The organism is Pseudomonadota bacterium (genome assembly GCA_034189865.1).
Taxonomy (GTDB): domain Bacteria; phylum Pseudomonadota; class Gammaproteobacteria; order UBA5335; family UBA5335; genus JAXHTV01.
The window spans coordinates 1-21,490 of record JAXHTV010000012.1; the positions used below are offsets into that span (position 1 = coordinate 1).

Genomic DNA, 21,490 nt, shown 5'->3' on the forward strand with positions numbered 1-21,490 from the left:
CGTGGGCGCCCAGTCCGGATATGACGCCGGCAGCAATATCCGAAAAATAGGATTGTCGGCGAAAGGGTTCGCGGGCGTAAATATTGGAGAGATGAATCTCGATGAACGGCGCAGCCACTGCTAGCAAGGCGTCCCGGATGGCGACGCTGGTATGGGTAAACGCAGCGGGATTGATCAGTATGAATGCCACCCGTTCATCTCGTGCCCGATGAACCCGCTCGACCAACTCGTGTTCGGCGTTGCTTTGGAAGCAGATGAGCTCATGGCCGGCCGCTTGGGCCTGTTGGGACAAGCGGGTTTCGATGGTTGCCAGGTCCGTATGACCATATGTGGCTGTTTCCCGGTTACCCAGCAAATTCAGGTTTGGTCCGTTTAGCAGCAATAGTTTGGCCATGTGAACGATTCGAATACCCGGATCGAGTTCGCGTTGGTGGTTTGTATGCTACAGGTACGTTTGCGGCCGCCATGAATTTCGGAAAAAGTTCGCGAAATCGCTGGAATTGGCAGAAAAACGCAACGTAACAGCAGCGAATTTCACGCTATTTTGCATGGGCGCCGTGCGAGTTTCAATACTCGTAGCCGCTCATGGAGTGGCGGGGGATTGAGCGGCGGGCCGGGCGGTGATCGGAACAATGGCCTCAAGCCAGCCGTCAAGATCGGATTGGTCCAGCAGCCCGGTGTGGCTATCGAATAGGCTTCCATCCGGTGCGACGATGACAGTGTATGGAATCCCATTGGAGCGATTTCCGAAGGCGGTCGCCAGTTTGAATCCGGTTTTGGTCGCCAGCAGTATGGGGTAATTGATCTTCAGCTCAGCGGCAAATTTTTTTACCGGTTCTGCGCGATCGACTGCAACGCCGATGACCACGACGTCACGATCGGCATATCGTTTGTAGGCGTCGATCAACAAGGGCACTTCTTTGCGGCATGGGGCGCACCATGTTGCCCAAAAATTCACGATCAGAATCTTTCCTTCCCATTCGGTTGAGCTGCGATCACGCCCGTCCAGGTCAGGTAAGGTGAATTTCGGTGCCTTATTGGGAAGTGCGGTGGTGGATGATCCGCCACCTTCTCCGGCCACGTAGTAATAAGTAAACGCTCCGGCGCCACCGGCAAGCGCCAGTAAGAAACCAATTAAAATGCCTCGCACGATATGAATCACGGGGTCCGCCGATTGCTGTCAGCGCGGGTTGCCTCCCGGAGGTGGCGGACGAATTCGTTCGGTTCCATAAAACCTAAAATCCGGTAGTTGGGGAGTTCATCGCCCCGTTGATTGAAGATCAGTAAGGTGGGCGGGCCAATGACATCCAGTTGCCGCATCAGCTCTCGATCCGTTGCGTCATTGCGTGTGACGTCAGCTTGGAGAAGCCGGAACGACGACAACAAACTCGCGACCTCGGGGTTGTTAAAGGTTTCCCGCTCCATCTTAATGCAGTCCACACACCAGTCGGCGTAAAAGTCCAGTATCGCGTATCTGCTTTCGCTGCTTGCGCGTGTGATTTCGCGCTGAAGGTCCGCAAATGACTTGATCGGGACAAATTCAACTTCGTTTAGTGTTGCCGACTGATCGGACGGGGCACGCAGGTGGGCCAGTGGCGTTTGCAAACGGTCGCCACCGCTCGCGGCTGAGATGATCAAAATGACGCCGTAAACGAATGTCGACAAACCCAGCCCCTGAATGAGTTTTTGCAAGGGCGTGGTATCAGTGGCGCTACGGAAGGCGCCAAGCAAGAGCGCGGTCGCGATCGCCAAGCCGCCCCAAGACAGCAGGCTGATCTCGGCCGGAATGATACGCTGCAGGAGCCAGATTGCAACGCCTAGCAGCAAGACGCCAAAGGCGGCCTTGACCGTTTCCATCCAGGGGCCAGCCTTGGGCAAAAAGCCGCCCGTGGAAACGCCCACCACAATCAGAGGAACGCCCATGCCCAGTGACAGGGAAAACAGGGCTAATCCTCCCAGCACGGCATCCCCGCTTTGTCCAATGTAGATCAGGGCGCCTGCCAGTGGCGGTGCCAGGCAAGGGCCCACGATCAGGGCGGAGAGCAGCCCCATCACGGCGGCGCCTGTGAGTGTGCCGCCGTGCTGCCGGCGGCTGAGCGAATCCACGCGATCCCGAATGGCACCAGGCAGTTGCAGCTCATAGAGCCCGAACATGGATAAGGCCAAGGCGACGAAAATTGCCGAGAATCCGATGAGAACAGCCGGGTGCTGGGCAAAGGCCTGGAGGTTCGCGCCGAACAGCCCGGCGAAAATCCCGGCTGCCGTATAGGCCAGCGCCATGGCCAGCACGTAGGCCAGCGACAGGCTCAGTGCTCGGGCGGTCGAACGTTCTTGTGTTTGAGCCCCGACGATGACGGCAGACAAAATCGGCACCATCGGTAAAACACAGGGTGTAAACGCCAGCAGCAACCCCAAGCCGAAGAAGGTCATCGCGATCAGCCCGAGTTGGGTGGACGCGATCACTTCCACCAAGCGGTCTTGTTCGGAGACGAAAGGCGCTGTTGGCTCGGTTGACCCCGCAGGCGCTGTCGGGGCGGTGGTCGTCAGACGTTCGAGTTCGATGATCTGTTCTTGAGGGGCATAACAGATACCGCCGTCTGCACAGCCTTGATAGGTCAAGGTGATCGGGCCCGCGCCGGCGATGGGCTGGATGCGGATTTCCAGCAGATCGGTGTAAATGTGAGTTTCGCCGAAGTATTCGTCTGTTTTTGGCTTGCCCGACGGGATCTCGACCCGACCCATTGCGATCAGGTCCTGCCCGTCTTGCTCGGCGCCCAGTTGTTCCTGGTAAAGGTAATAACCCGGTTCAATGATCCATCGGGCAAGGAGCGTACCGTCCGACATCGCTTCTGATTCAAGCCGGAAAGCTTCATCGGGGGTCAGAAATTGCCGGGGTGCTTGTTCTTCCGCGGCGAACAGATCGTTGAGAACGCCTATGGTGAACCGCTCCTGTCCGATTGCTGCTGGGGCATGGACAAGCGTTAAACAAAGCATCCACGCAAAGTGAAGGCGAACGAGGGTTTTCGTGATGTGGCTCATAACTAACGGGAAGTCGTCGACTCGTCTATCCACGCCAAGTACTCGGGCAGCCCGGCGACGATGGGAATGGCGATAATTTCCGGCACATCGTAAGGATGGGCCTCGAAAAGTGTCCGCTCCAATTCTTGGTAAGCGGTGGTGGTTGTCTTGATGGTCAGCGAATACTCCGATTCTGTCTCGACTCGACCCTGCCAGCGGTAGACCGATTTTACATCCGGCGTGATGGTCACACAGGCTGCCAAGCCCAGGGCGACCACCGTCTCGGCGATCGTTTCAGCGGTATCGCCATCCGGGCAATTGCAAAGGACCAGCAGATGAGCATGTTTCATGCAATTAAATGACGCGTGTTATCTCGGCGTGCATTGTACTGCGTCGCGTTCACTGGTGCACTTGACTCGGTCGGATTAGTCACTATTATTAGCAGTCACTCGAGGTGAGTGCTAACGTGTCCTCGACCGAGTCAATACTACGCGATGGTAGCAGTTTAAGGAGAGCATTCATGAAAATTCGTCCTTTGCATGACCGGGTGGTTGTGAAGCGTTTGGAAGAAGAGCGCACTTCCCCGGGCGGGATTGTGATTCCTGATTCCGCAGCGGAGAAGCCGATTCGTGGCGAAGTGCTTGCTGTAGGCAATGGCAAGCGTTTGGAAAATGGTGAAGTGCTGCCGCTGGATGTGAAGGTCGGTGATAGCGTCCTGTTCGCCAAATATGCCGGCACGGAGATCAAGGTCGAAGGCGAAGATGTCCTGGTGATGCGCGAAGACGACATCATGGGCGTCATCGACTAGGCTGCCCGCTGCATAGATTCCTACCAGATTAACGCAGGATTTCAGAGAGGAAGTCGATAATGGCTGCGAAACAAATCAAGTTTGCCGAAGACGCCCGCGCGCGCATGGTAAAAGGTGTCAACGTTCTGGCCAACGCCGTCAAAGTGACGCTGGGACCGAAAGGCCGCAACGTAGTGTTGGAAAAGAGCTTCGGCGCGCCGACGGTCACCAAAGACGGTGTTTCTGTCGCGAAAGAGATCGAACTGAAAGATCGTTTTGAAAATATGGGTGTGCAGATGGTCAAGGAGGTCGCTTCCCAGACTTCCGATGTCGCCGGTGACGGCACGACCACCGCAACCGTGTTGGCTCAGGCCCTGATGCGCGAAGGTATGAAAGCTGTTGCCGCCGGTATCAGCCCCATGGACCTGAAACGTGGTATCGATAAAGCCGTCGTCCAGGCGGTCGAAGAGATCAAGAAGCTCGCCAAGCCGTGTAACGACCAGAAAGCCATCGCTCAGGTCGGTTCCATCTCCGCCAACGCTGACACCGTGATCGGCGAACTCATCGCCAAGGCCATGGAAAAGGTTGGCAAAGAGGGTGTGATCACCGTCGAAGAGGGCTCGGGTCTGGAGAACGAGTTGGAAGTGGTCGAGGGTATGCAGTTCGACCGCGGCTACCTGTCCCCTTACTTCGTCAACAACCAGGAGAGTATGTCCTGCGAGCTGGATGATCCTTACATCCTCTTGTATGACAAGAAAATCTCCAACATTCGCGAAATGCTGCCGACGCTGGAAGCCGTCGCCAAATCCAGCCGTCCTTTGTTGATCGTCGCCGAAGACGTGGAAGGCGAAGCGCTGGCCACCTTGGTTGTCAACAATCTGCGCGGTATCGTCAAGGTCTGTGCCGTGAAGGCGCCAGGCTTTGGTGATCGTCGCAAAGCCATGCTGCAAGACATGGCCGTGCTGACCGGTGGTCAGGTGATTTCCGAAGAAGTCGGCTTGAGCCTTGAGAAGGTGTCTTTGGACGACCTGGGTAACGCCAAGAAGATCCAGGTCAATAAAGAGAACACCACCATCGTCGATGGTGCGGGCCGTAAGGAAGATATCGAAGGCCGTATCGATCAGATCCGTCGCCAAATCGACGAAGCGACCTCGGACTACGATCGTGAAAAGCTGCAGGAACGCATGGCCAAACTGGCCGGCGGTGTGGCCGTGATCAAAGTCGGTGCCGCGACCGAAGTGGAAATGAAAGAGAGGAAAGCACGTGTGGAAGATGCTTTGCACGCCACCCGTGCGGCGGTGGAAGAAGGCGTAGTGCCCGGCGGTGGCGTTGCCTTGGTCCGTGTCAAAGCTGCAGTGAGCGGTGTGAAGGGCGACAACGACGATCAAAACGTCGGTGTGTCCATCGCCCTGCGGGCAATTGAAGAGCCGCTGCGTCAGATCGTGACCAATGCCGGCGATGATGCTGCCGTTGTGCTGAACAAAGTCGCCGAGGCCGATGGCGCCTTCGGTTACAATGCCGCTACCGGCGAATATGGCGATATGATCGAAATGGGTATCATCGATCCGGCCAAAGTGACCCGCACCGCGTTGCAGAACGCCGCATCGGTAGCTTCGCTGATGTTGACCACCGAGTGCATGGTCGCCGAAGAGCCTAAAGAAGAGAAAGATATGCCAATGCCCGGCGGCGGAATGCCGGATATGGGCGGCATGGATTTCTAAGATCCGGCTTTTCGCCTTGATTGGGAAGGCGCCTGGCTTCGGCTGGGCGCCTTTTCTTATTCAGAGTCTGCGCTGACGCGCACCTCCACAGTCGCTATTCCACCCCTCACGTAGGGCTACCGTAGCCCGGCGCTTCCGTCATCTGTTCACGCTATGCGGCCCAGTTGCCTGCGATGGGGCAGGCGAGGCTGTGGCCATCCAGACACCAACGCATGGCATCGTATTCGACCAGTTTATTGTCGCGGATGAGTCGAAGAATATCGCGGATGTACGCACTCGACCGTTCTGAATAGCGGGAGAGGCCGGGTGCCAACGCCGGTCCACTGAGAAACTGGCCGGCGTTTCGCAGGCGTCGGCGTTCGGCCCGAAACGTCTCGTAGGCCCGGTGCGTATTGAGGTTGTGAATGTAAGATCGAACCGAAGCGGCGGCGCTGGGATATCGAGCGAGCTGGTAGCGGGCATCTTCCGGGCGTGCCGCCGGCGTGAGGCCGCATCCGGGCCGATAGCAGTATTGGCCGAAATAGTTGTTTCCTTCGCGGGCGAACCGGGATGTTCCCCAGGCCGACTCGTTGGCTGCTTGGGCTAAGGCAATGGAGGGAGGAACCATATCCACCCGCATCATGAGTTGGTTCCACGCCTGGTGGTCATTCCAGTCGACTGTGCCCAGTTTGTAACGATGAGCCAGGGCGTTCAGCCATTTCAGATCGTGACCGCTCAGCGTGGCTTGTTCGCTCAATCGGCGCAGCCGCGCGCGGTCGCTCAATAGGTCGGTGTTAACGTGTTTGATGTGGCCGTAAAGGTAGGCGAAGAAAAGCGCTTTTCGTTGACGGGTCGAAGTGAGCGCCGCGAATCTAGGGGTTTTTTGGGGGGCTGAGGCCAGGACCCGCTGCGTGGCACGGACCGTGGGGACAGGTTCCGGTCTCGTCGGTGATTGGTGGTCGGATGGCATCTCCAAAGCGTCGGGAGACTTGCCGGGATGAGGCGCAATCGCATAGACCATGGTTGCGGTGGCCATGAGCATCATCAGCGCCGAGAGACGGGGTATCGCCTGGGGTATCGGGTCCGGCTCATGCTGCATCGGGCGAGGCCTCCAAGAACTCGAGTACGGCGCGATGAAAGGCCGCCGGTTGTTCCAGATGCAAGAAATGCCCGGCCTGGCTCAGCACCACTTCGCGGCTGAGCGGATGAGGGAAATCCCGTGCCCCCCCAACATACATTTCCGGGCCGATACAATCGTCCTGTTCGCCGACGATAATCAATGCCGGCAACGGCTTACGGGAAAAAAGAATCCGGAACTGAGCGCGCCATTGAGATTGAAAAAAGAGTTTCGCCGGATTCAGCAAAAAGCGGTAGTAGGCGACTGCTTGCTCCAGGATCATCGGTTCCTGGAGCTGTTGGGCGACGCGCTCGATTTGAGGGTGGTCCGCAGGGAGACCGGGTGACCATCGTCGCCAAAGCGTTCGGATATAGGCGAGGTCGCCTTGACGAATACGACGGGTGACCCCGGGCAACTGAAAATAATACATGTATCGCGACCGCACGATCTGGCGGATATTGATGTTCCTGACGAAGCGTCGCAGCGGCGGAACGGCCGCCAGGATCACGCGATCAATGTGGTACGGATTCGTCTCACGTTGTCGATGGATGCCCGCCAGGGTTTGCGCCAGGATCGAGCCCCAGTCATGACCGCAGAGCGCGACCGATTCCCCCGGCACAACCTGGGCGAGCCAATCGTCCAGTTGTTGGGCCATCGACAGCAGTGAAGCGTCATCCCCTCCCGGGAGATCGGAACCGCCGTAGCCGGGCATGTACGGGATCAGGCAGCGATAGCCGGCCTGCCCGAAAGCTGTGACAGATGCCTCGAAAGTATGGGGCGTGTCTGGGAACCCATGCATCAGGATCAGCGGCCGACCTTGGCCGATGTCAAAATAGCGAGTATTTCCCGATGCTGTGGAGCAGTTTTTGGCTTCGTTGCTACGCACAGGCTGTCCTTTGCCCCGGAATGTCTCATTGGGGCCGGGATTGTTTGAGAGTCTATTTAAAGCAGACTCGCCACGAGGGGGCAACCGGTATCACCGATGACTCCAGTTTGCCATCGACCGCGTGTTACCATGAGCGCCCATGTTGTCCTATCCGCAAATTGATCCCGTCGCCATTCAAATCGGCCCGCTGTCCGTACGATGGTATGGGTTAATGTATGTTATCGGTTTCCTGGCCGGTTGGTGGTTGGGTCGATATCGTGCCCGCCGTTCCGATAGCCCTTTCACTCCCGAGCAGGTGGGGGATCTGGTCACCTGGGTGGCACTGGGGGTCATCATCGGTGGCCGGCTAGGTTATGTGTTGTTTTACGATTTCCAGCGTCTGCTTTCCGATCCATCGATCATTATCCGCATCTGGGAAGGCGGTATGTCCTTTCACGGTGGGCTCATTGGCGTGTTGATCGCTGCGATCTGGTTTTCCCGTGTCGCCGGGGTGAGATTTTTCCAGACCACCGATTTCGTGGCCCCCCTGGTACCTATCGGACTGGGATTCGGCCGGATCGGCAACTTTATCAATGCGGAGCTATGGGGTCGTCCCACCGATCTGCCGTGGGGTATGGTTTTTCCCATGGCCGGACCGGAACCCCGCCATCCGTCGCAGCTTTACGAGGCCGGTTTAGAAGGACTGGTCTTATTCGTGGTGCTTTGGTGGTACTCGGCCAAGCCGCGTCCGATGATGGCTGTCTCCGGTCTGTTTCTCATCTTGTACGGTTTTTTCCGTTTCATGGTGGAGTTCGCGCGCGAACCTGATGCCCATTTGGGGTTTTTATGGGGGCAGTGGCTCACCATGGGTCAGCTACTCAGCGCGCCCATGATCGCCGCGGGGTGCATCTTTATGATCGTGGCCTATGCCCGGGCCCGCTCAGGTGTCGCGTCAACCTCGTAGGGATGCTATCGAAATTATGCAGCAGTATTTGGAACTGTTGAAACATGTGCGCCGTCACGGTACTCGCAAGACGGATCGCACCGGTACCGGAACGCTCAGTGTTTTCGGATACCAAATGCGCTTTGATTTGTCGGCCGGATTTCCCGCGGTTACGACCAAAAAACTTCATTTCAAATCCATCATTCACGAACTGATCTGGTTTATTCGTGGTGACACCAATATCGGCTATCTCCGCGACAACGGGGTGACGATCTGGGACGAATGGGCAGATGAAAACGGCGATTTGGGGCCGATCTACGGCCATCAATGGCGGTCGTGGCCGACCCCCGACGGTCGCCATATCGACCAGTTGGCCGAGGTGGTGCGCGACATTCAGAACACCCCGGATTCTCGACGCTTGTTGGTCAGTGCCTGGAACGTGGCCGATCTTGACCGCATGGCGCTTCAGCCTTGCCACACGCTGTTTCAGTTTTATGTGGCCGATGGCCGTTTGTCATGCCAGCTCTATCAGCGCAGCGCCGACCTGTTCCTCGGTGTGCCGTTCAACATTGCATCGTATGCCCTGTTGACGATGATGGTGGCGCAGGTCTGTGAACTCGCGCCGGGCGAGTTCGTCCACACCTTTGGGGATGCGCACATTTATCTCAACCATCTCGAGCAGGTCGATACCCAGTTGCAGCGTGAGCCGTTGCCGTTGCCGCAAATGCGCATCAACCCAGCGGTGACCAACCTATCGGATTTTTGTTTTGAAGACTTCGAACTGGTGGATTACCAATCTCACCCGGCCATCAAAGCGCCTGTGGCGGTTTGACATGAGGTATGGGAGCTCCAGGTGCATGTAGCGTTGGTGGTGGCCATGGACCGGCAGCGGGGCATCGGCCGGGAGGGTGCATTGCCCTGGCACTTGCCCGCGGATTTGGCCTATTTCAAGCGGGTGACGATGGGCAAACCCATCATCATGGGGCGGCGCACCTATGAATCCATCGGTCGCCCCTTGCCCGGGCGGCTCAACGTCGTGCTGACCCGTAACCCCGCCTATACCGCACCCGGCTGTGAGGTGGTTGCCACACCGGAGGCGGCCCTCGCCTGTGCGGCCCAAAGCGGTACGGAGGAAGCCATGGTGATCGGTGGCGCGGCTGTCTACCAGGCATTTCTCGGTCGGGCCGACCGTCTTTACGTCACCGAGGTCGCGACCGAAGTCGTGGCTGACACGCGGTTCCCGGCCATCGACCGCGAGCAATGGCAGGAAATCCAACGAACGGACCGCGCTGCGGACGATCGCAATCCTTTCGCCCTGTCCTTCGTGGTGTTCGAGCGACGCTCCGCTCAAAAAGATTAAGCGTTAGCGCGTTCAGTCGTCCCCAGGGGGTTGTTTCGCTTGGCAGCGGATGCAGGTCGCCGGCGGTGGGCTGGTATCCGAGTCCAGGCGCAAGGCGGTCAGTTCCCCGCCCCACAGGCATCCCGTATCCAGGGCATAAACGCCGGGGGCATCAACCGTACCCAAGGTCGACCAGTGTCCGAATACAATCTTCAGATCCCGGCTTCGTCGGTTCGGAATTTGAAACCACGGCACCAATTCGGAAGGTTGAGTGCCCGGTGCGCCCTTGTAGCGCAGGTCCAGACGTCCATTCGGGTCTACGAATCGCATGCGGGTAAACGCATTGGTAATGTAGCGCAACCGCGAGGTGCCGCTAAGATCGGAACGCCACTGTTTCGGCTTGTTTCCGTACATTTTTCGCAAGAATTTTGGGGCGCCGTCTGAGCGCAGGACCCGCTCGACTTCCGCCGCACACGCCATGGCCGTGGGCAAATCCCACGCCGGGGGCAAGCCGGCATGGACCATCGTGAAACCGAGTTCGGCGTCGTGATGCAATAACGGGCGATAACGGAGCCAAGTCATCAACTCCGCTCGGTCGGGGGCATCGAGGATAGGGCGTAAGGTCGGGTTTTCCTTGTCCCCGCCGAAGCCTTGATCCAGCGCCAGCAGATGGAGATCGTGGTTTCCAAGCACCGTGATTGCCGAATCACCCAGGGCTTTGACAAAACGGAGTGTTTCAAGGGACTGGGGGCCTCGGTTGACCAGATCCCCGGTTAACCAGATCCGATCGACCGAAGGGTCGAAGGTCACGCGGTCCAACAATGCTTGGAGCTCGTCGAAACAACCTTGTATATCGCCTATCGCGTAAACGGCCATGCTCGTTGTTTGCTCAATCGTCCCAGGTTAGCGTTGCCGGCGTGCAACGACGGAAAGAAACACCATGCCGCTATTTGCGTCGATCTCTCGGCGAGTTTTCGCTAAAAACGGCGTGAACCAGTGCCGTTAGACGGGTCGATGCGTGGTCGGCAACACCGCCAAGACATCACAGGGCGCACCGTGTAGTACGGCATCTTCCGTGTGGCCGAACAATACGGCCAGGCCATGTCGTTCGTGCCGGCCGATGACGATCAGATCTGCCGCCAGTTCTCTCGCCGTTTCAATGAGTTGCTGTTTCACGCTGCCGAGCCGTATCAGGCAATTCGCTTCGGCAAATCCTATGGCTTGGGCCATGTCCCGTAAGCGCGATTGTTCCGCTTCCAGAAGCTCAGCCGGCGGCAGGCCGACGTCCGGCAGCAGAGATTCGGCGGCGGGATCGGTGAGCAAATACTCGGTGACATGGAGCAAAGTCAGTCGGGCACCGCAGCGTCTGGCCAACGCGGCTGCTCGTTTGCCGACAGCCAGGCTGTCGGGTGACATATCCAGTGCCAGCAGGATATGTGAGTAGGCGCTCATCATCGATCGCTCCTCCCGAGAGACTCGATTCAGGGTACGGCGATATCTGCCAGCTGCGCAAACTGTTCGGGGGTGACTTGTTCAGGGCGAACGGTCGGTTTCAGCCCCGCGGCTTCGATCATGGCTTCCGATGCCAAGCCTTTGACCGCATTACGCAGGGTTTTGCGCCGCTGTGAGAACGCCTGGTTGACGATTCGCGCAAATCGCTCATGATCGCGTACCGAAAGCGGCGGTGGCTCCAGCGGGATCACCCGGACGACCGCCGATTCCACCTTCGGCGGCGGCTTGAACGCCCCCGGTCCCACGGTGAACAGCGATTCCACCCGGCAGCACTGAGCCAACATGACCGTCAGCCGTCCGTAAGCCTTCTGGCCCGTGCGAGCTGCCATTCGGTCGACCACTTCTTTTTGCAACATCAAGTGCATGTCCTCGATGGCATCGGCCTGATCGAGCAAGTGAAAAAGCAGTGGGGTGGAAATGTTGTAGGGCAAGTTGCCGATCACGCGCAGCTTTTGGCCTCGTTCTTTCGCCAGCTCGCGGAAATCGAAGCGCAGGGCGTCGTTTTCATGGACGCGCAGTTTGGAGCCAGGCGGGAAACGGTTTCTTAAGGCGGCGACCAGATCCCGATCGATTTCAATGACGTCCAGTTCGCCGAAGGCGGCCAGCAGCGGCACGGTGATGGCCGCGCGTCCTGGGCCGATCTCTACCGCGGCCTGGTCTGGCCTTGGGTTAATCGCACGAACGATGCGTTCGATGACCGCGGCATCATGCAGGAAATTCTGTCCGAATCGTTTGCGTGGTCGGTTCATGCGGGCAAGCGTCCCTGGGCGCAGCGGACGGCTTCGGCAACGGCCGCCCGCAGGCTACCGGGGTCAATTCCGCCGGTGCCGGCCAAGTCGAGGGCGGTGCCGTGGTCCACCGAGGTGCGGATCAACGGCAGCCCGAGGGTGACGTTTACCGCATCCCCGAAGCCTTTGTGCTTCAAGACCGTCAGGCCTTGGTCGTGGTACATGGCCAAGACCACATCGCATTTTTCCAGCTGCGGAGGCGTGAAGGCCGTGTCGGCGGGCATGGGCCCGAACACGTTCAACCCTTCCGCGGCGAGCTGTTGGATCACCGGTCGGATCACCCGGATTTCCTCATCGCCCAGATGCCCGTCTTCGCCAGCGTGGGGATTGAGCCCGCAGACCAAAATACGTGGTTGGTCGAGATGGTATTTGCTTTGCAGTTCCCGATGAAGAATCTCGACCGTGGTGCGCAGACGTTCCGGAGTGATGGCCTTGGGAACGTCCTTTAACGGCAGGTGCGTGGTGACCAAGGCCACGCGTAAGCCGGGGCAGGTGAGCATCATTACCGGAAGCGGGGCGCCGGTCCGTTGGGCCAGCCATTCGGTATGGCCGCTGAAAGGGATGCCGGCGGCGTTGATCACCGATTTTTGTACCGGCCCGGTGACCATGGCGTCGAATTCCCCGGACAGGCAGCCGGTCACCGCCCGCTCGAGTGTGGCGAGTACGTAAGGCGCGTTGTTCGGGTCGAGACATCCCGCCACGGTTGTGTTTTTCAGCGGCACCGGGATGACATCAAGACATCCCGCGGCTGAAGGGCCAGATTGTTCATGGTCTTTGAGTTCGCGGATTTGCAGCGGCAACCCCAGTTGGTCGGCTCGTTCGCCGAGTAGCGCCGGATCTGCCACGACCGCGATGTCGCACGGCGGATGGTCCTGGGCCAGCAAGACGCACAGATCCGGCCCGATACCTGCTGGCTCCCCAGGAGTTAAGACAATCCGTGGCGTGCGGGTCGGCGAACCGTTCAACTTTGATCGGCGGGGTTCAGGCGGATTTCCACGTAGGCTTCATCCCGCAACTGCCGGGCCCAGTTGGCAGTTTCCTCTTCCAATTTGCGCTGAAAGATGATCTGTCGGGCGCGTAGCCGCTGACTTTCTTCGGTGGTGTCGCGCTCCCGCCGCTCGAGCACCTGCACGATATGCCAGCCGAATTGGGAGCGGAACGGCGGGCTGATTTCTCCCGGATTCAGAAGGTCCATGGCCTGTTGAAATTCGGGAACCACCACCCCGGGCGGCAACCAGCCCAACTCACCCCCGCGGGACGCGGAGGACGCATCATCCGAGTGTTGTTCCGCCAACGCGGCGAAATCGGCGCCGCTTGAGATTTGTTCTCTCAGTTGCCCCAACTGGATTCTGGCTTGGCTGTCACTGGTCAGTGCGTTGGTTTGAATCAGAATGTGCCGCGAGCGGGTTTCTTCGATGCGGGTCTGGGTGCTGCCCCGGCGGTCGGCGAGCTTCAGGATGTGAAATCCGTTCGGGCTGCGCAGCACTTCAGTAATATCGCCGACGGCCAAAGAGTCCACGGCGTCCATAAAGAAGCGGGGCAGCTGGTTGGCACGCCGCCAACCTAAATCGCCTCCTTGCAGAGCGTTTTGTCCATCGGAGTAGCTCAGTGCGACCTGGGTGAAATCGGCACCGTCCATCAGCTCGGTGTGGAGCCGGTCCGCTTCTTCCCGACGGGATTTCAGTTGTTCGGGCGTGGCGCGCTCGGGGGCGGCGATGAGAATGTGCTGGAGACGCACTTCGATATCGGCTTCCGCACCACGGAGCCGCTCGTTCTCCAGCAGATTGTCGATTTCGCGATCGGTCACGGCGATGCGTCGCGCCACATCCCGCTGCCGCAGCTGTTCCATGCTGATTTCACGCCGGATACCTTCGCGAAAATCAGCGTAGTTCATACCATCGGCCTCCAGGGCCAGAACGAACTGATCCAGGCCCATGCCGTTGCGGCGGGCAATGCCGCTGATGGCGTTGTTCAAGTTCTCTTCGGTGACCTGAATGCCGGTTTTTTGTGCCAGCTGGACTTGCACTTCGGCGGCAATCATGCGCTCGAGCACTTGGCGTTCCAGGTCGGCCTGCGGCGGGATACGGGCGTTGACTTCGCGCAAGCGGCTGACCACTACTCGAACTTGATCATCCAGTTCGCTGGCCAGGATGACGTCATCGTTGACCACGGCCACGACCCGGTCGAGCACCCGCGGTGCAGCCATTGCGGGCGAGAGGGTGCCTCCAACGATCGTCAAAGCGAACATAAGGCCCATGATGTGCTTAGTCATTCGTTCCATAGCCTGAAATACTTCGATTAAGGAGCTCGTCGATATCGTTGCCCAGCGCGCCCAGGCCCTTGAGCTCGAGTTGTAAATAGACGCCGGCGTTGGTCTTGCCGTCCTCACCCCGAACATATTCTCGCGCCGCCACGCGTAGCGCCCAGCAGCAACTCTGGTACTCCACGCCGGCTAGCGTTTCCAGGTTTTGATCACCACGCAGCGAGTAGTTCCAGCGGCCCACCACCCGCCATTGCGGGGCCACGGGCCAGGCGAAACTCAAATCGACCTGTTCCAGTGGTTGTTGGGTATCTCGCCGCAGTCGGTAGCCCAGATTCAGCACCCGTTCATCGTCCGGGTGGTAACGAATTTGCGCCAACTGCCGGGTCAGGCGGTCGGCATCGGGGTTCCATTCTAACTGAAAGTAGCCGCCAATCTGTCGGTCTTGTCCGGCCTCCAATTCGGCCAGCACGTTGGAGTAGGACCGGTCCAAATTCGTTTCGTTCGCCAGTGCCACTTCGCGGTCCTCGAAGTAGTAGATCTGGCCAATACGGGCCGCCAGCTCGGTTCGGCCGGAACGCGCATCGATCCATCGGCTGCTAAGCGCGGTGCTCACTTGCGCTGTGTCCCCGATGCGATCGGCACCGATGTAGCGATTGGTGTCGAACAGCCGCACAAAATCGAATTCGCCGGCGCGGGTATCGAACAGGGGCAGCTCGTCTTGGGAGCGTTCGGGCACCCATAGGAAGAAAGCCCGCGGCTCCAGGGTCTGGATGAAGGATTTGCCGACAAGGGTCCGTTCGCGTTCCAGGCGCACGCCGGTATCCAGGCTGGCGCTGGGTACGCCCCGATCGGGATGTTGATCGCCATTGTCTTCGGTGGCTTGGTCTAAGGCGTAAGCGGTATAGCGGTAGGCCGCCCGCGGTATGACGAAGTATCCGCCGCGGTCCCAGGGGATCTGAAGGCCGAGTTCCACATCGGCGCGATCGCCCGTCAGTTGGTCTTCGCCTTCGAACCCGGTGGCCTCGGCATACAGATCCCAGGCTACCGGTCCGATGAGCGAAACCGGCTGGCGGGTTCGCAGCAGCAACTGGGGTAGCCGTTGATAGGGCTCGGGTTGGTTGACCAAATCCGGATCCACCAACTGAAAATCCTGGGCACGCAGCAAGAGATCCCATTGCGGTCCGGCGTAGCCGGCGCTGGCCCGGCGATTGAGATAACGCGAGCTGGTGTCCCGAAGGCCGTTGCCGAGATCTTCCTGGTATTGTACGTCGCTCACTTCGGTGAGATTGATATCCGCGTACCAGTCGCGCGCCGGTCGGGCTTGGTGGCGAAAAGCCCACAGCGTGCGGTCGTCGCCGAAATCTCGATCATCCGGGAGATACTCGTTGTAGATCATCCCCCGACCCCAATGGCTCAGATAGCGATATTCCGTCTGCAACTGAGCGCCTCGTTTGCTCATGACGCGGGGTGTGAAGGTGGCATCCTGGTTGGGTGCGATATTCCAGTACCACGGCAGGGCTAAATCGAAACCGGTATCGTCGGAGTTGCCCAGCCTGGGGGCAAGGAAACCGCTCATTCGACGATCGCTGATGGGAAACTGTAGATAGGGGCTGTAGAGAATCGGCCAGCCTTGAAACCAGAGGCTGGTACCCCACGCTTGACCGCGACCGGAATCCGGGTCGAGAGACAGCTCGCCGGCCCGCAAATACCAGGCTTCGTCGTCCACTGCGCAGGTGGTGAAGGTGGCGCTTTCCAATCCGATGGCGCCGCGCTCTTCGAGCTCGATCCGTACCGCCGTGCCGCGTCCTGACCGCGGCCTGATATAAAAGGCCGTATCCGTGAACTGCCCCGCCCCTGAGCTGGGGTGGAGTTTGGCCGATTGCGCTTGGACGTCTAGAAATTCTCCCAAGTAGCTCAGCGATTCTGAGGTTTCGATGAGGTCATGTTCCAGATCGACGTAGAGCTGTTCCGTGCGCAGGAAACGGTCGCCACGCTGGATGAGTACATCGCCGGTCAAAAGGCCCAGCCCTTCGTTTTCCATGTCGATCTGGCCGGCAAACGCCTGAATGCGCGTCAGATCCGGATCGGCTGGGGGCAGGCCAAGGTGCTGACTTTCCAAGGGGTTGGTGGTGCCGCACCAGGCGAGAGGTTCGGCGCCCGCCGGCGGGCTAAATATCAACCAGGCGAGCAACAGCAGGTGGCCGCGGCGTTTCATGCGGCCGTGAGATTGCCTAGAGCGACCACGGAGATTGCGCTCCTGCCGGACGAAGGCTTTTCGGGTACTATGCGCTGCATCCAATGGTTTGAAATTGTTGCCTTGGCTCGCCGGTGGAGCAGCATAGCAGCCCGGCGTGATGGAGTGAATGGTGTTGGGTACCGCGGGAGATGGTGAACGAATGACACCGCGCGAACAGGCGCGGGCCGTGTGGTTGTCGAGCACCCTGGGCGGTGAGCCCGAGCGTGTGGAAGCCTTGCCGGTGGATGCCAGTTTTCGCCGCTATTTTCGGGTTTGGCGAGGTGGCGTCAGCCGAATTGTGATGGACGCGCCGCCGGATCGGGAGAACGCCGAGCCGTTCGTGCATGTGGCGGGTTTGATGCGCCGCGCCGGTGTTCACGTGCCGGAGGTGTTGGCTTACCAGGCCGAGCGGGGCTTTTTGCTGCTCACGGATCTTGGCAGCCAAAGCTATCTTGATGTAATCGACGAAACCAACGCTGACGGCTTGTTTGCCGATGCCCTGGAAGCGTTGGTGCGCTGGCAAGGCGCGACCCGCGCCGGCGCGCTACCGCCTTATGATGCGGAACTGTTGGGTCGTGAGCTGGATTTGTTTCCCACCTGGTATGTGGAGCGTCATTGCGCCGTGCAATGGTCCGAGGCCGAGTGGGTGCGGTGGTCTCGAATTCGTCAAGATCTGATCGATAGCGCCGTATCGCAACCGCAGGTTTTTGTTCACCGAGACTACATGCCCCGCAACCTGATGATCAGTGAGCCCAATCCCGGCGTGATCGATTTTCAAGACGCCGTGATCGGACCGGTCACCTACGATGTGGTGTCACTGTTTCGGGATGCGTTCCTCTCCTGGGACGATGCGCACGTTTCGCGATGGTTCGAAGACTACTGGCAAAGGGCCCGTCTGGCGGGCATCGCGCTTCCGGCGGAGTTCGGCGCATTCCGGCGGGCGGCGGATTGGATGGGGGTCCAGCGGCACCTCAAGGTGCTGGGGATTTTCGCCCGGCTGAAGTATCGCGACGGCAAAGACCGGTACCTCGGTGAAGCGCCCCGTTTTATCGCCTATTTACGACGGGCCATCGCCTGTTACGGTGAGCTGGCGCCGTTGGGCGGTCTGCTGGACGGTCTATCGCCCACGGCCGGCGAGACCGTGCGGGACTGACGCCGGTGAAGGCCATGATTCTCGCCGCGGGCCGGGGAGAGCGGATGCGACCGCTCACCGACGAAATTCCCAAGCCACTGCTGAACGTGGGTAGTCAGCCTTTGATCGCCTACCATCTGCAGGCGCTGGCCGAGGCCGGTATTCGCGAGGTGGTGATCAACCTCTCTTGGCTGGGAGAGCGGATTCGCTCGGCGATTGGCGACGGCGGTGCCTTCGGCTTGTCGGTGGCGTACTCCGATGAAGGTTCCGAAGCCCTGGAGACCGGCGGTGGTATATTCCGGGCGCTTCCCCTGTTGGGCACCGAGCCGTTCATTGTGGTCAACGGCGACGTTTGGTGCGAATACGAGTTCGCTTCCCTGACCTTATCGGACGATGATCTCGCGCAGTTGGTTTTGGTGGACAATCCGCAGCACCATCCGGGCGGAGATTTTCATTTGTCTGATAACCGGGTGTGTGCGAAGGGCGAGCCGCGGCTGACTTTCTCCGGCATTGGCCTCTACCGTCCGCAGTTATTCGCCGGTTGCGAAGCTGGGGCTTTTCCTTTGGCGCCGCTGCTGCGGCAGGCCATGATGGACGGGCGAATCGGCGGGGAGTATTTTCGGGGCGCATGGTGCGATGTGGGTACCCCGGATCGATTGCGGCAGCTGGACACGCGATTGCGTCAGGCGCGTCACTAAGCCACCTCGGGTTTGCCGTCCGGGCCTGGCGCGTAAAGCTGCACCCGCAGCGCGGCTTCGAGCTGCGTTCGGACGCGCTCTAAGTCGACCGGTCCGGCCAGGTCGCTGAGCTGGGTGACGCGCAGACCGGCAAAGCCGCAGGGGTTGATACGGGCAAATGGCTCCAGATCCATATCCACGTTGAATGCCAAGCCGTGGTAACAACAACCGCGGCGCACGCGCAGCCCCAACGCGGCGATCTTCGCATCATTCACGTAGACACCCGGGGCGTCCGTGCGGGCCTCGGCCGCGATGTCGTAGCCGGACAAAACCTGGATGACGGCCTGTTCCAGGCGCGTCACCAGGGTGCGAATACCGATGTTCAACCGGCGCAAATCGAGCAAGGGGTAGACCACCCACTGTCCCGGACCGTGATAAGTGACTTGTCCGCCGCGATCCACCGCGACCACCGGGATATCCTCCGTGGCCAGCAGATGGGTTGCTCGACCGTTCATTCCCTGCGTAAACACCGGCGGATGCTGGAGAAACCAGATTTCGTCCGGGGTCGCCTCGTCCCGTTCGTCGGTGAACTGCTGCATTGCGCGCCAAGTGGGCTCGTAAGCCACTTGACCCAACAGACGGATCACGGGCGCGGGTGTGGAGGTCATAGCGCCATCAGGATTCGTGATTCAGCCGTCAACGCGCCGTAGATCCGGTCGAGTTGATGCTGGCTCTCGGCTTCGATGGTGACCGTCACCGAGCAGTATTTGCCGGCCCGACTGGGGCGGGTCTGGTGGGAGAGAATCTGCTCGTCGGCGACGTGCTGTCGGACAATGGCCAAGACCAAGGCCTCCAGGTCGGCCGCGTTCTCTCCCATCGCCTTGATGGGAAACCGGCAAGGAAAAACCATCCCCTCGGCGGTCATGTCGTTGCGGATTCCTCTATCTGTTCCGCCAGCCAAGTATGCAAGGACTGCCGCCACAAATTTCGAAGACGCAGCGAGACCGGCCCCGGCCGTCCGGTGCCGACGGGTTGATGGTTCAAACGGGTGATGGCCAGAACTTCTTTGGTCGAACTCGTCATCAGCAGCTCGTCTGCGCTGGCAAGCTCCGTTTGGTCCACTGGCCGCTCGTCGACCGGTATCCCGCCGTTACGTGCGACGTCGATCAAGGCGTCCCGCGTGATGCCGGGGAGAATGCTTTGGCTCTTCGGCGGTGTGATCAGAACACCTCCTTTCACCAGAAAAATATTGCTGGCGGCACCTTCGGTCAGCCGGCCATCGCGAATGTAAATGGCCTCGTTGGCATCGGCGTGGCGGGCTTCCTGCCGGCTCAGCACATTGGCCAGCAGCGTGATCGCTTTGACATCGCAGCGGGCCCATCGGGGGTCGTCCACGGTGATCGCTGACACGCCGTGCTCAATGGTTTCGGCCGGCGGTTCGCCTCGGCGTGAGGCCATGGCAAACACGGTAGGCGTCGTGTCATCGCTATAGAAATGATCCCGCCGCGTCTCAACGCCCCGTGTTACTTGAATATAGACGGCCAAATCGCCCCCGCCGTTTTGATGGATCAGTTGGGTGACCATCTGGTGCCATTCGCCACGCGTGAGCGGATCGGCGATTTGCAGTGCATCCAGGCTCTGCGCCAGCCGGTCCAAATGGGCATCGAGGCGGAACGGTTGGTTTTCGTAAACGGGTATGACCTCGTAGACCCCGTCACCGAACAGAAACCCGCGATCGAGGACGGAAATTCGGGTCTCGCTCAGTGCTTGAAACGCGCCGTTCAGGTAAGCGATTTGCGGGTTTGTCGTGGCTGCGTTCATGGTCGTCGTCATTGCCATAACAGCAGGACTTCGTCCCTTAGACGGCGCCAAAGACCGCCCTCCGGTACGGGTTCTAGTGGATATAAGGGGCGCTCGGCGAGTAACTCCTCGTGCAGCATCACCCGGGCAGTGCCGACGGACTGTTCCAGGCCGATGGGTGCGGTGATCAATTCGTTGAGGGTGATTGTGGCCTCCAAAGACTCGTATTGCCCTCGGGGGATGGTGACATAGAGCGGTTCTTCAATGCCGACCGCCACGGTGTCGCGGTCGGCCTTCCACACCGGCGCGGTGGTCAGGCCTTCGCCGGCGCCGTAAAGGCGGTAGGTTTGGAAAAATCGGAATCCGTAGTTCAACAGGGCTTGCGACGCGCTCTCGCGGGCGTTCTCGTTGTCCGTGCCCATGACCACGGAAATCAGGCGCATATCATCCCGCAATGCAGTGGCCGCAAGGCAATAGCCGGCGGCTTCAGTATGGCCTGTTTTCAGACCATCCACGGTTTCGTCCCGCCACAACAGGCGATTCCGGTTGTATTGATCGATGCCGTTGTAGCTGAACTTTTTAACGGCGTACCAGGCATAGTACTCGGGAAATTCATTGATCAAAGCACGGGAAAGCGCCGCCACATCGCGGGCCGTCGTGTAGTGATCGGGGTCGGGAAGCCCGGTCGCGTTCATAAAATGGGTGTTGGTCAAGCCCAGTAATTCGGCATGGTGGTTCATCAAGGTAGCAAACGCCGTTTCGGTACCCGCGAGATGTTCTGCCAGCGCCACGGAGGCGTCGTTGCCCGACTGAACGATCATGCCTTTGAGCAGCACTTCGGCCGGAACCGATTTACCCACCTCCACGAAGCTTCGCGAACCCGGCATGCGCCAAGCCTTTTCGCTGATACGAACAGGGTCGTCCAGTTTCAGCTCGCCTGATGCCAGCGCATGAAACACCACGTAAGAGGTCATGAGTTTGGTGATGCTGGCCGGTTCAACTCTAAGATCCGGCTGGTTTTCCGCCAGCACTCGCCCACTGTGGTGGTCAATCAAGACGTGGCTGTTTCCGGCCACCGGGGGTGGCGCCGGCACTGGCGCGGGTATTGCGCTGGCCGGAGAGGAGAATCCTGTCGCCAGGGTGGCCCAGAGCATGATCAGGGTGGGGAGAGTCAAGCGCAAAGGTAATAGGCTCATGTTTCCATCGTTTCGTCAGCGGATGGGTCCGCCCTGCCGGGCGTTCCGGAATAAAATCGTTTCGTGACCGAGGTCGATCCCGGTCGGTTCAGCATACATTCGGGCGCGTCATGATCA

Annotated in this window: 23 protein-coding genes; 7 read left to right on the plus strand and 16 right to left on the minus strand. The window is 59.5% G+C overall.

The genetic code is table 11. The annotated features are described in order from the left end of the window. From aroQ to cutA, 4 genes are all read right to left on the minus strand, one after another. A partial coding sequence (gene aroQ, locus SVU69_07540; GenBank protein MDY6942851.1) for a type II 3-dehydroquinate dehydratase occupies positions 1-394 on the minus strand: 394 nt, incomplete at its 3' end. 189 nt (positions 395-583) lie between these two features. Then, positions 584-1,162, minus strand: a complete 579-nt coding sequence (locus tag SVU69_07545; protein ID MDY6942852.1) for a TlpA disulfide reductase family protein — start codon at positions 1,160-1,162, stop codon at positions 584-586. Beyond that, positions 1,159-3,039, minus strand: a complete 1,881-nt coding sequence (gene dsbD / locus SVU69_07550; GenBank protein MDY6942853.1) for a protein-disulfide reductase DsbD — start codon at positions 3,037-3,039, stop codon at positions 1,159-1,161. The genes SVU69_07545 and dsbD overlap by 4 nt, the downstream gene beginning before the upstream one ends. 2 nt (positions 3,040-3,041) lie before the next feature. Then, the gene (gene cutA, locus SVU69_07555; protein MDY6942854.1) at positions 3,042-3,368 is read right to left on the minus strand and encodes a divalent-cation tolerance protein CutA; all 327 of its coding nucleotides are present in this window, start codon (positions 3,366-3,368) and stop codon (positions 3,042-3,044) included. Positions 3,369-3,538: 170 nt separating this feature from the next. On the opposite strand from cutA, the gene groES reads away from it, so the two are divergent. Both groES and groL read left to right on the plus strand, forming a co-directional pair. Beyond that, positions 3,539-3,826: a co-chaperone GroES gene (groES, locus tag SVU69_07560; GenBank protein ID MDY6942855.1), complete on the plus strand. Its 288-nt coding sequence runs from the start codon at positions 3,539-3,541 to the stop codon at positions 3,824-3,826. A gap of 59 nt (positions 3,827-3,885) precedes the next feature. Further along, positions 3,886-5,526, plus strand: a complete 1,641-nt coding sequence (gene groL / locus SVU69_07565) for a chaperonin GroEL (GenBank protein MDY6942856.1) — start codon at positions 3,886-3,888, stop codon at positions 5,524-5,526. Between the two features lie 151 nt (positions 5,527-5,677). On the opposite strand, the gene SVU69_07570 is transcribed toward groL, so the two are convergent. Together SVU69_07570 and SVU69_07575 are read right to left on the minus strand one after the other, a co-directional pair. Beyond that, the gene (locus SVU69_07570; protein MDY6942857.1) at positions 5,678-6,604 is read right to left on the minus strand and encodes a glucosaminidase domain-containing protein; all 927 of its coding nucleotides are present in this window, start codon (positions 6,602-6,604) and stop codon (positions 5,678-5,680) included. Further along, positions 6,594-7,508 (minus strand): alpha/beta hydrolase, encoded by a 915-nt coding sequence (locus tag SVU69_07575; protein ID MDY6942858.1) that lies wholly within the window; start codon positions 7,506-7,508, stop codon positions 6,594-6,596. Before SVU69_07575 ends, SVU69_07570 begins: the two co-directional genes overlap by 11 nt. Before the next feature lie 139 nt (positions 7,509-7,647). On the opposite strand from SVU69_07575, the gene lgt reads away from it, so the two are divergent. From lgt to SVU69_07590, 3 genes are read left to right on the plus strand one after another with little or no spacing between them, the layout of a single operon-like run. Then, positions 7,648-8,451 carry a prolipoprotein diacylglyceryl transferase gene (gene lgt, locus SVU69_07580; protein ID MDY6942859.1) on the plus strand — a complete coding sequence of 268 codons (804 nt, stop codon included), beginning with the start codon at positions 7,648-7,650 and terminating at the stop codon, positions 8,449-8,451. Between the two features lie 16 nt (positions 8,452-8,467). Then, positions 8,468-9,262, plus strand: coding sequence for a thymidylate synthase (locus SVU69_07585; GenBank protein ID MDY6942860.1), 795 nt, complete (start codon positions 8,468-8,470; stop codon positions 9,260-9,262). Positions 9,263-9,283: 21 nt separating this feature from the next. Continuing rightward, complete coding sequence (locus SVU69_07590; GenBank protein MDY6942861.1) at positions 9,284-9,790, plus strand: dihydrofolate reductase; 507 nt, start codon at positions 9,284-9,286, stop codon at positions 9,788-9,790. Positions 9,791-9,802: 12 nt separating this feature from the next. On the opposite strand, the gene SVU69_07595 is transcribed toward SVU69_07590, so the two are convergent. The 6 genes from SVU69_07595 to lptD form a co-directional block, all read right to left on the minus strand. Next, positions 9,803-10,645 carry a symmetrical bis(5'-nucleosyl)-tetraphosphatase gene (locus SVU69_07595; protein ID MDY6942862.1) on the minus strand — a complete coding sequence of 281 codons (843 nt, stop codon included), beginning with the start codon at positions 10,643-10,645 and terminating at the stop codon, positions 9,803-9,805. A gap of 126 nt (positions 10,646-10,771) precedes the next feature. Then, entirely contained in the window at positions 10,772-11,224 is a 453-nt protein-coding gene (locus SVU69_07600; GenBank protein MDY6942863.1) for a universal stress protein, read from the minus strand. A 26-nt stretch (positions 11,225-11,250) separates the two neighbouring features. Next, entirely contained in the window at positions 11,251-12,030 is a 780-nt protein-coding gene (gene rsmA, locus SVU69_07605; GenBank protein MDY6942864.1) for a 16S rRNA (adenine(1518)-N(6)/adenine(1519)-N(6))-dimethyltransferase RsmA, read from the minus strand. Then, on the minus strand, positions 12,027-13,034 hold the full coding sequence (gene pdxA / locus SVU69_07610) for a 4-hydroxythreonine-4-phosphate dehydrogenase PdxA (protein ID MDY6942865.1): 1,008 nt from the start codon (positions 13,032-13,034) through the stop codon (positions 12,027-12,029). The genes rsmA and pdxA overlap by 4 nt, the downstream gene beginning before the upstream one ends. After that, on the minus strand, positions 13,031-14,341 hold the full coding sequence (locus SVU69_07615; GenBank protein ID MDY6942866.1) for a peptidylprolyl isomerase: 1,311 nt from the start codon (positions 14,339-14,341) through the stop codon (positions 13,031-13,033). Before SVU69_07615 ends, pdxA begins: the two co-directional genes overlap by 4 nt. Next, the gene (lptD, locus tag SVU69_07620) at positions 14,334-16,547 is read right to left on the minus strand and encodes an LPS assembly protein LptD (protein MDY6942867.1); all 2,214 of its coding nucleotides are present in this window, start codon (positions 16,545-16,547) and stop codon (positions 14,334-14,336) included. Before lptD ends, SVU69_07615 begins: the two co-directional genes overlap by 8 nt. Positions 16,548-16,728: 181 nt before the next feature. On the opposite strand from lptD, the gene SVU69_07625 reads away from it, so the two are divergent. After that, positions 16,729-17,721: a phosphotransferase gene (locus tag SVU69_07625; protein ID MDY6942868.1), complete on the plus strand. Its 993-nt coding sequence runs from the start codon at positions 16,729-16,731 to the stop codon at positions 17,719-17,721. 5 nt (positions 17,722-17,726) lie between these two features. After that, the gene (locus SVU69_07630; GenBank protein MDY6942869.1) at positions 17,727-18,398 is read left to right on the plus strand and encodes a nucleotidyltransferase family protein; all 672 of its coding nucleotides are present in this window, start codon (positions 17,727-17,729) and stop codon (positions 18,396-18,398) included. On the opposite strand, the gene lipB is transcribed toward SVU69_07630, so the two are convergent. From lipB to SVU69_07650, 4 genes are read right to left on the minus strand one after another with little or no spacing between them, the layout of a single operon-like run. After that, complete coding sequence (lipB, locus tag SVU69_07635; protein MDY6942870.1) at positions 18,395-19,045, minus strand: lipoyl(octanoyl) transferase LipB; 651 nt, start codon at positions 19,043-19,045, stop codon at positions 18,395-18,397. The two genes, SVU69_07630 and lipB, sit on opposite strands and share 4 nt — an antisense overlap. Next, positions 19,042-19,302 (minus strand): DUF493 domain-containing protein, encoded by a 261-nt coding sequence (locus SVU69_07640; protein MDY6942871.1) that lies wholly within the window; start codon positions 19,300-19,302, stop codon positions 19,042-19,044. The genes lipB and SVU69_07640 overlap by 4 nt, the downstream gene beginning before the upstream one ends. Continuing rightward, positions 19,299-20,198, minus strand: coding sequence for a D-amino acid aminotransferase (locus SVU69_07645; GenBank protein MDY6942872.1), 900 nt, complete (start codon positions 20,196-20,198; stop codon positions 19,299-19,301). The genes SVU69_07640 and SVU69_07645 overlap by 4 nt, the downstream gene beginning before the upstream one ends. 8 nt (positions 20,199-20,206) lie before the next feature. Next, entirely contained in the window at positions 20,207-21,373 is a 1,167-nt protein-coding gene (locus tag SVU69_07650; GenBank protein MDY6942873.1) for a D-alanyl-D-alanine carboxypeptidase family protein, read from the minus strand. Positions 21,374-21,490: the final 117 nt, after the last annotated feature.

Coding starts and splice junctions, on each gene's coding strand:
- dsbD (MDY6942853.1), bottom strand. CDS start 3,039: ATGAGCCACATCACGAAAACCCTCGTTCGCCTTCACTTTGCGTGGATG.
- cutA (MDY6942854.1), bottom strand. CDS start 3,368: ATGAAACATGCTCATCTGCTGGTCCTTTGCAATTGCCCGGATGGCGAT.
- groES (MDY6942855.1), top strand. CDS start 3,539: ATGAAAATTCGTCCTTTGCATGACCGGGTGGTTGTGAAGCGTTTGGAA.
- groL (MDY6942856.1), top strand. CDS start 3,886: ATGGCTGCGAAACAAATCAAGTTTGCCGAAGACGCCCGCGCGCGCATG.
- SVU69_07570 (MDY6942857.1), bottom strand. CDS start 6,604: ATGCAGCATGAGCCGGACCCGATACCCCAGGCGATACCCCGTCTCTCG.
- lgt (MDY6942859.1), top strand. CDS start 7,648: ATGTTGTCCTATCCGCAAATTGATCCCGTCGCCATTCAAATCGGCCCG.
- SVU69_07585 (MDY6942860.1), top strand. CDS start 8,468: ATGCAGCAGTATTTGGAACTGTTGAAACATGTGCGCCGTCACGGTACT.
- SVU69_07595 (MDY6942862.1), bottom strand. CDS start 10,645: ATGGCCGTTTACGCGATAGGCGATATACAAGGTTGTTTCGACGAGCTC.
- SVU69_07600 (MDY6942863.1), bottom strand. CDS start 11,224: ATGATGAGCGCCTACTCACATATCCTGCTGGCACTGGATATGTCACCC.
- rsmA (MDY6942864.1), bottom strand. CDS start 12,030: ATGAACCGACCACGCAAACGATTCGGACAGAATTTCCTGCATGATGCC.
- SVU69_07615 (MDY6942866.1), bottom strand. CDS start 14,341: ATGACTAAGCACATCATGGGCCTTATGTTCGCTTTGACGATCGTTGGA.
- lptD (MDY6942867.1), bottom strand. CDS start 16,547: ATGAAACGCCGCGGCCACCTGCTGTTGCTCGCCTGGTTGATATTTAGC.
- SVU69_07625 (MDY6942868.1), top strand. CDS start 16,729: ATGACACCGCGCGAACAGGCGCGGGCCGTGTGGTTGTCGAGCACCCTG.
- lipB (MDY6942870.1), bottom strand. CDS start 19,045: ATGACCTCCACACCCGCGCCCGTGATCCGTCTGTTGGGTCAAGTGGCT.
- SVU69_07640 (MDY6942871.1), bottom strand. CDS start 19,302: ATGACCGCCGAGGGGATGGTTTTTCCTTGCCGGTTTCCCATCAAGGCG.
- SVU69_07645 (MDY6942872.1), bottom strand. CDS start 20,198: ATGAACGCAGCCACGACAAACCCGCAAATCGCTTACCTGAACGGCGCG.
- SVU69_07650 (MDY6942873.1), bottom strand. CDS start 21,373: ATGAGCCTATTACCTTTGCGCTTGACTCTCCCCACCCTGATCATGCTC.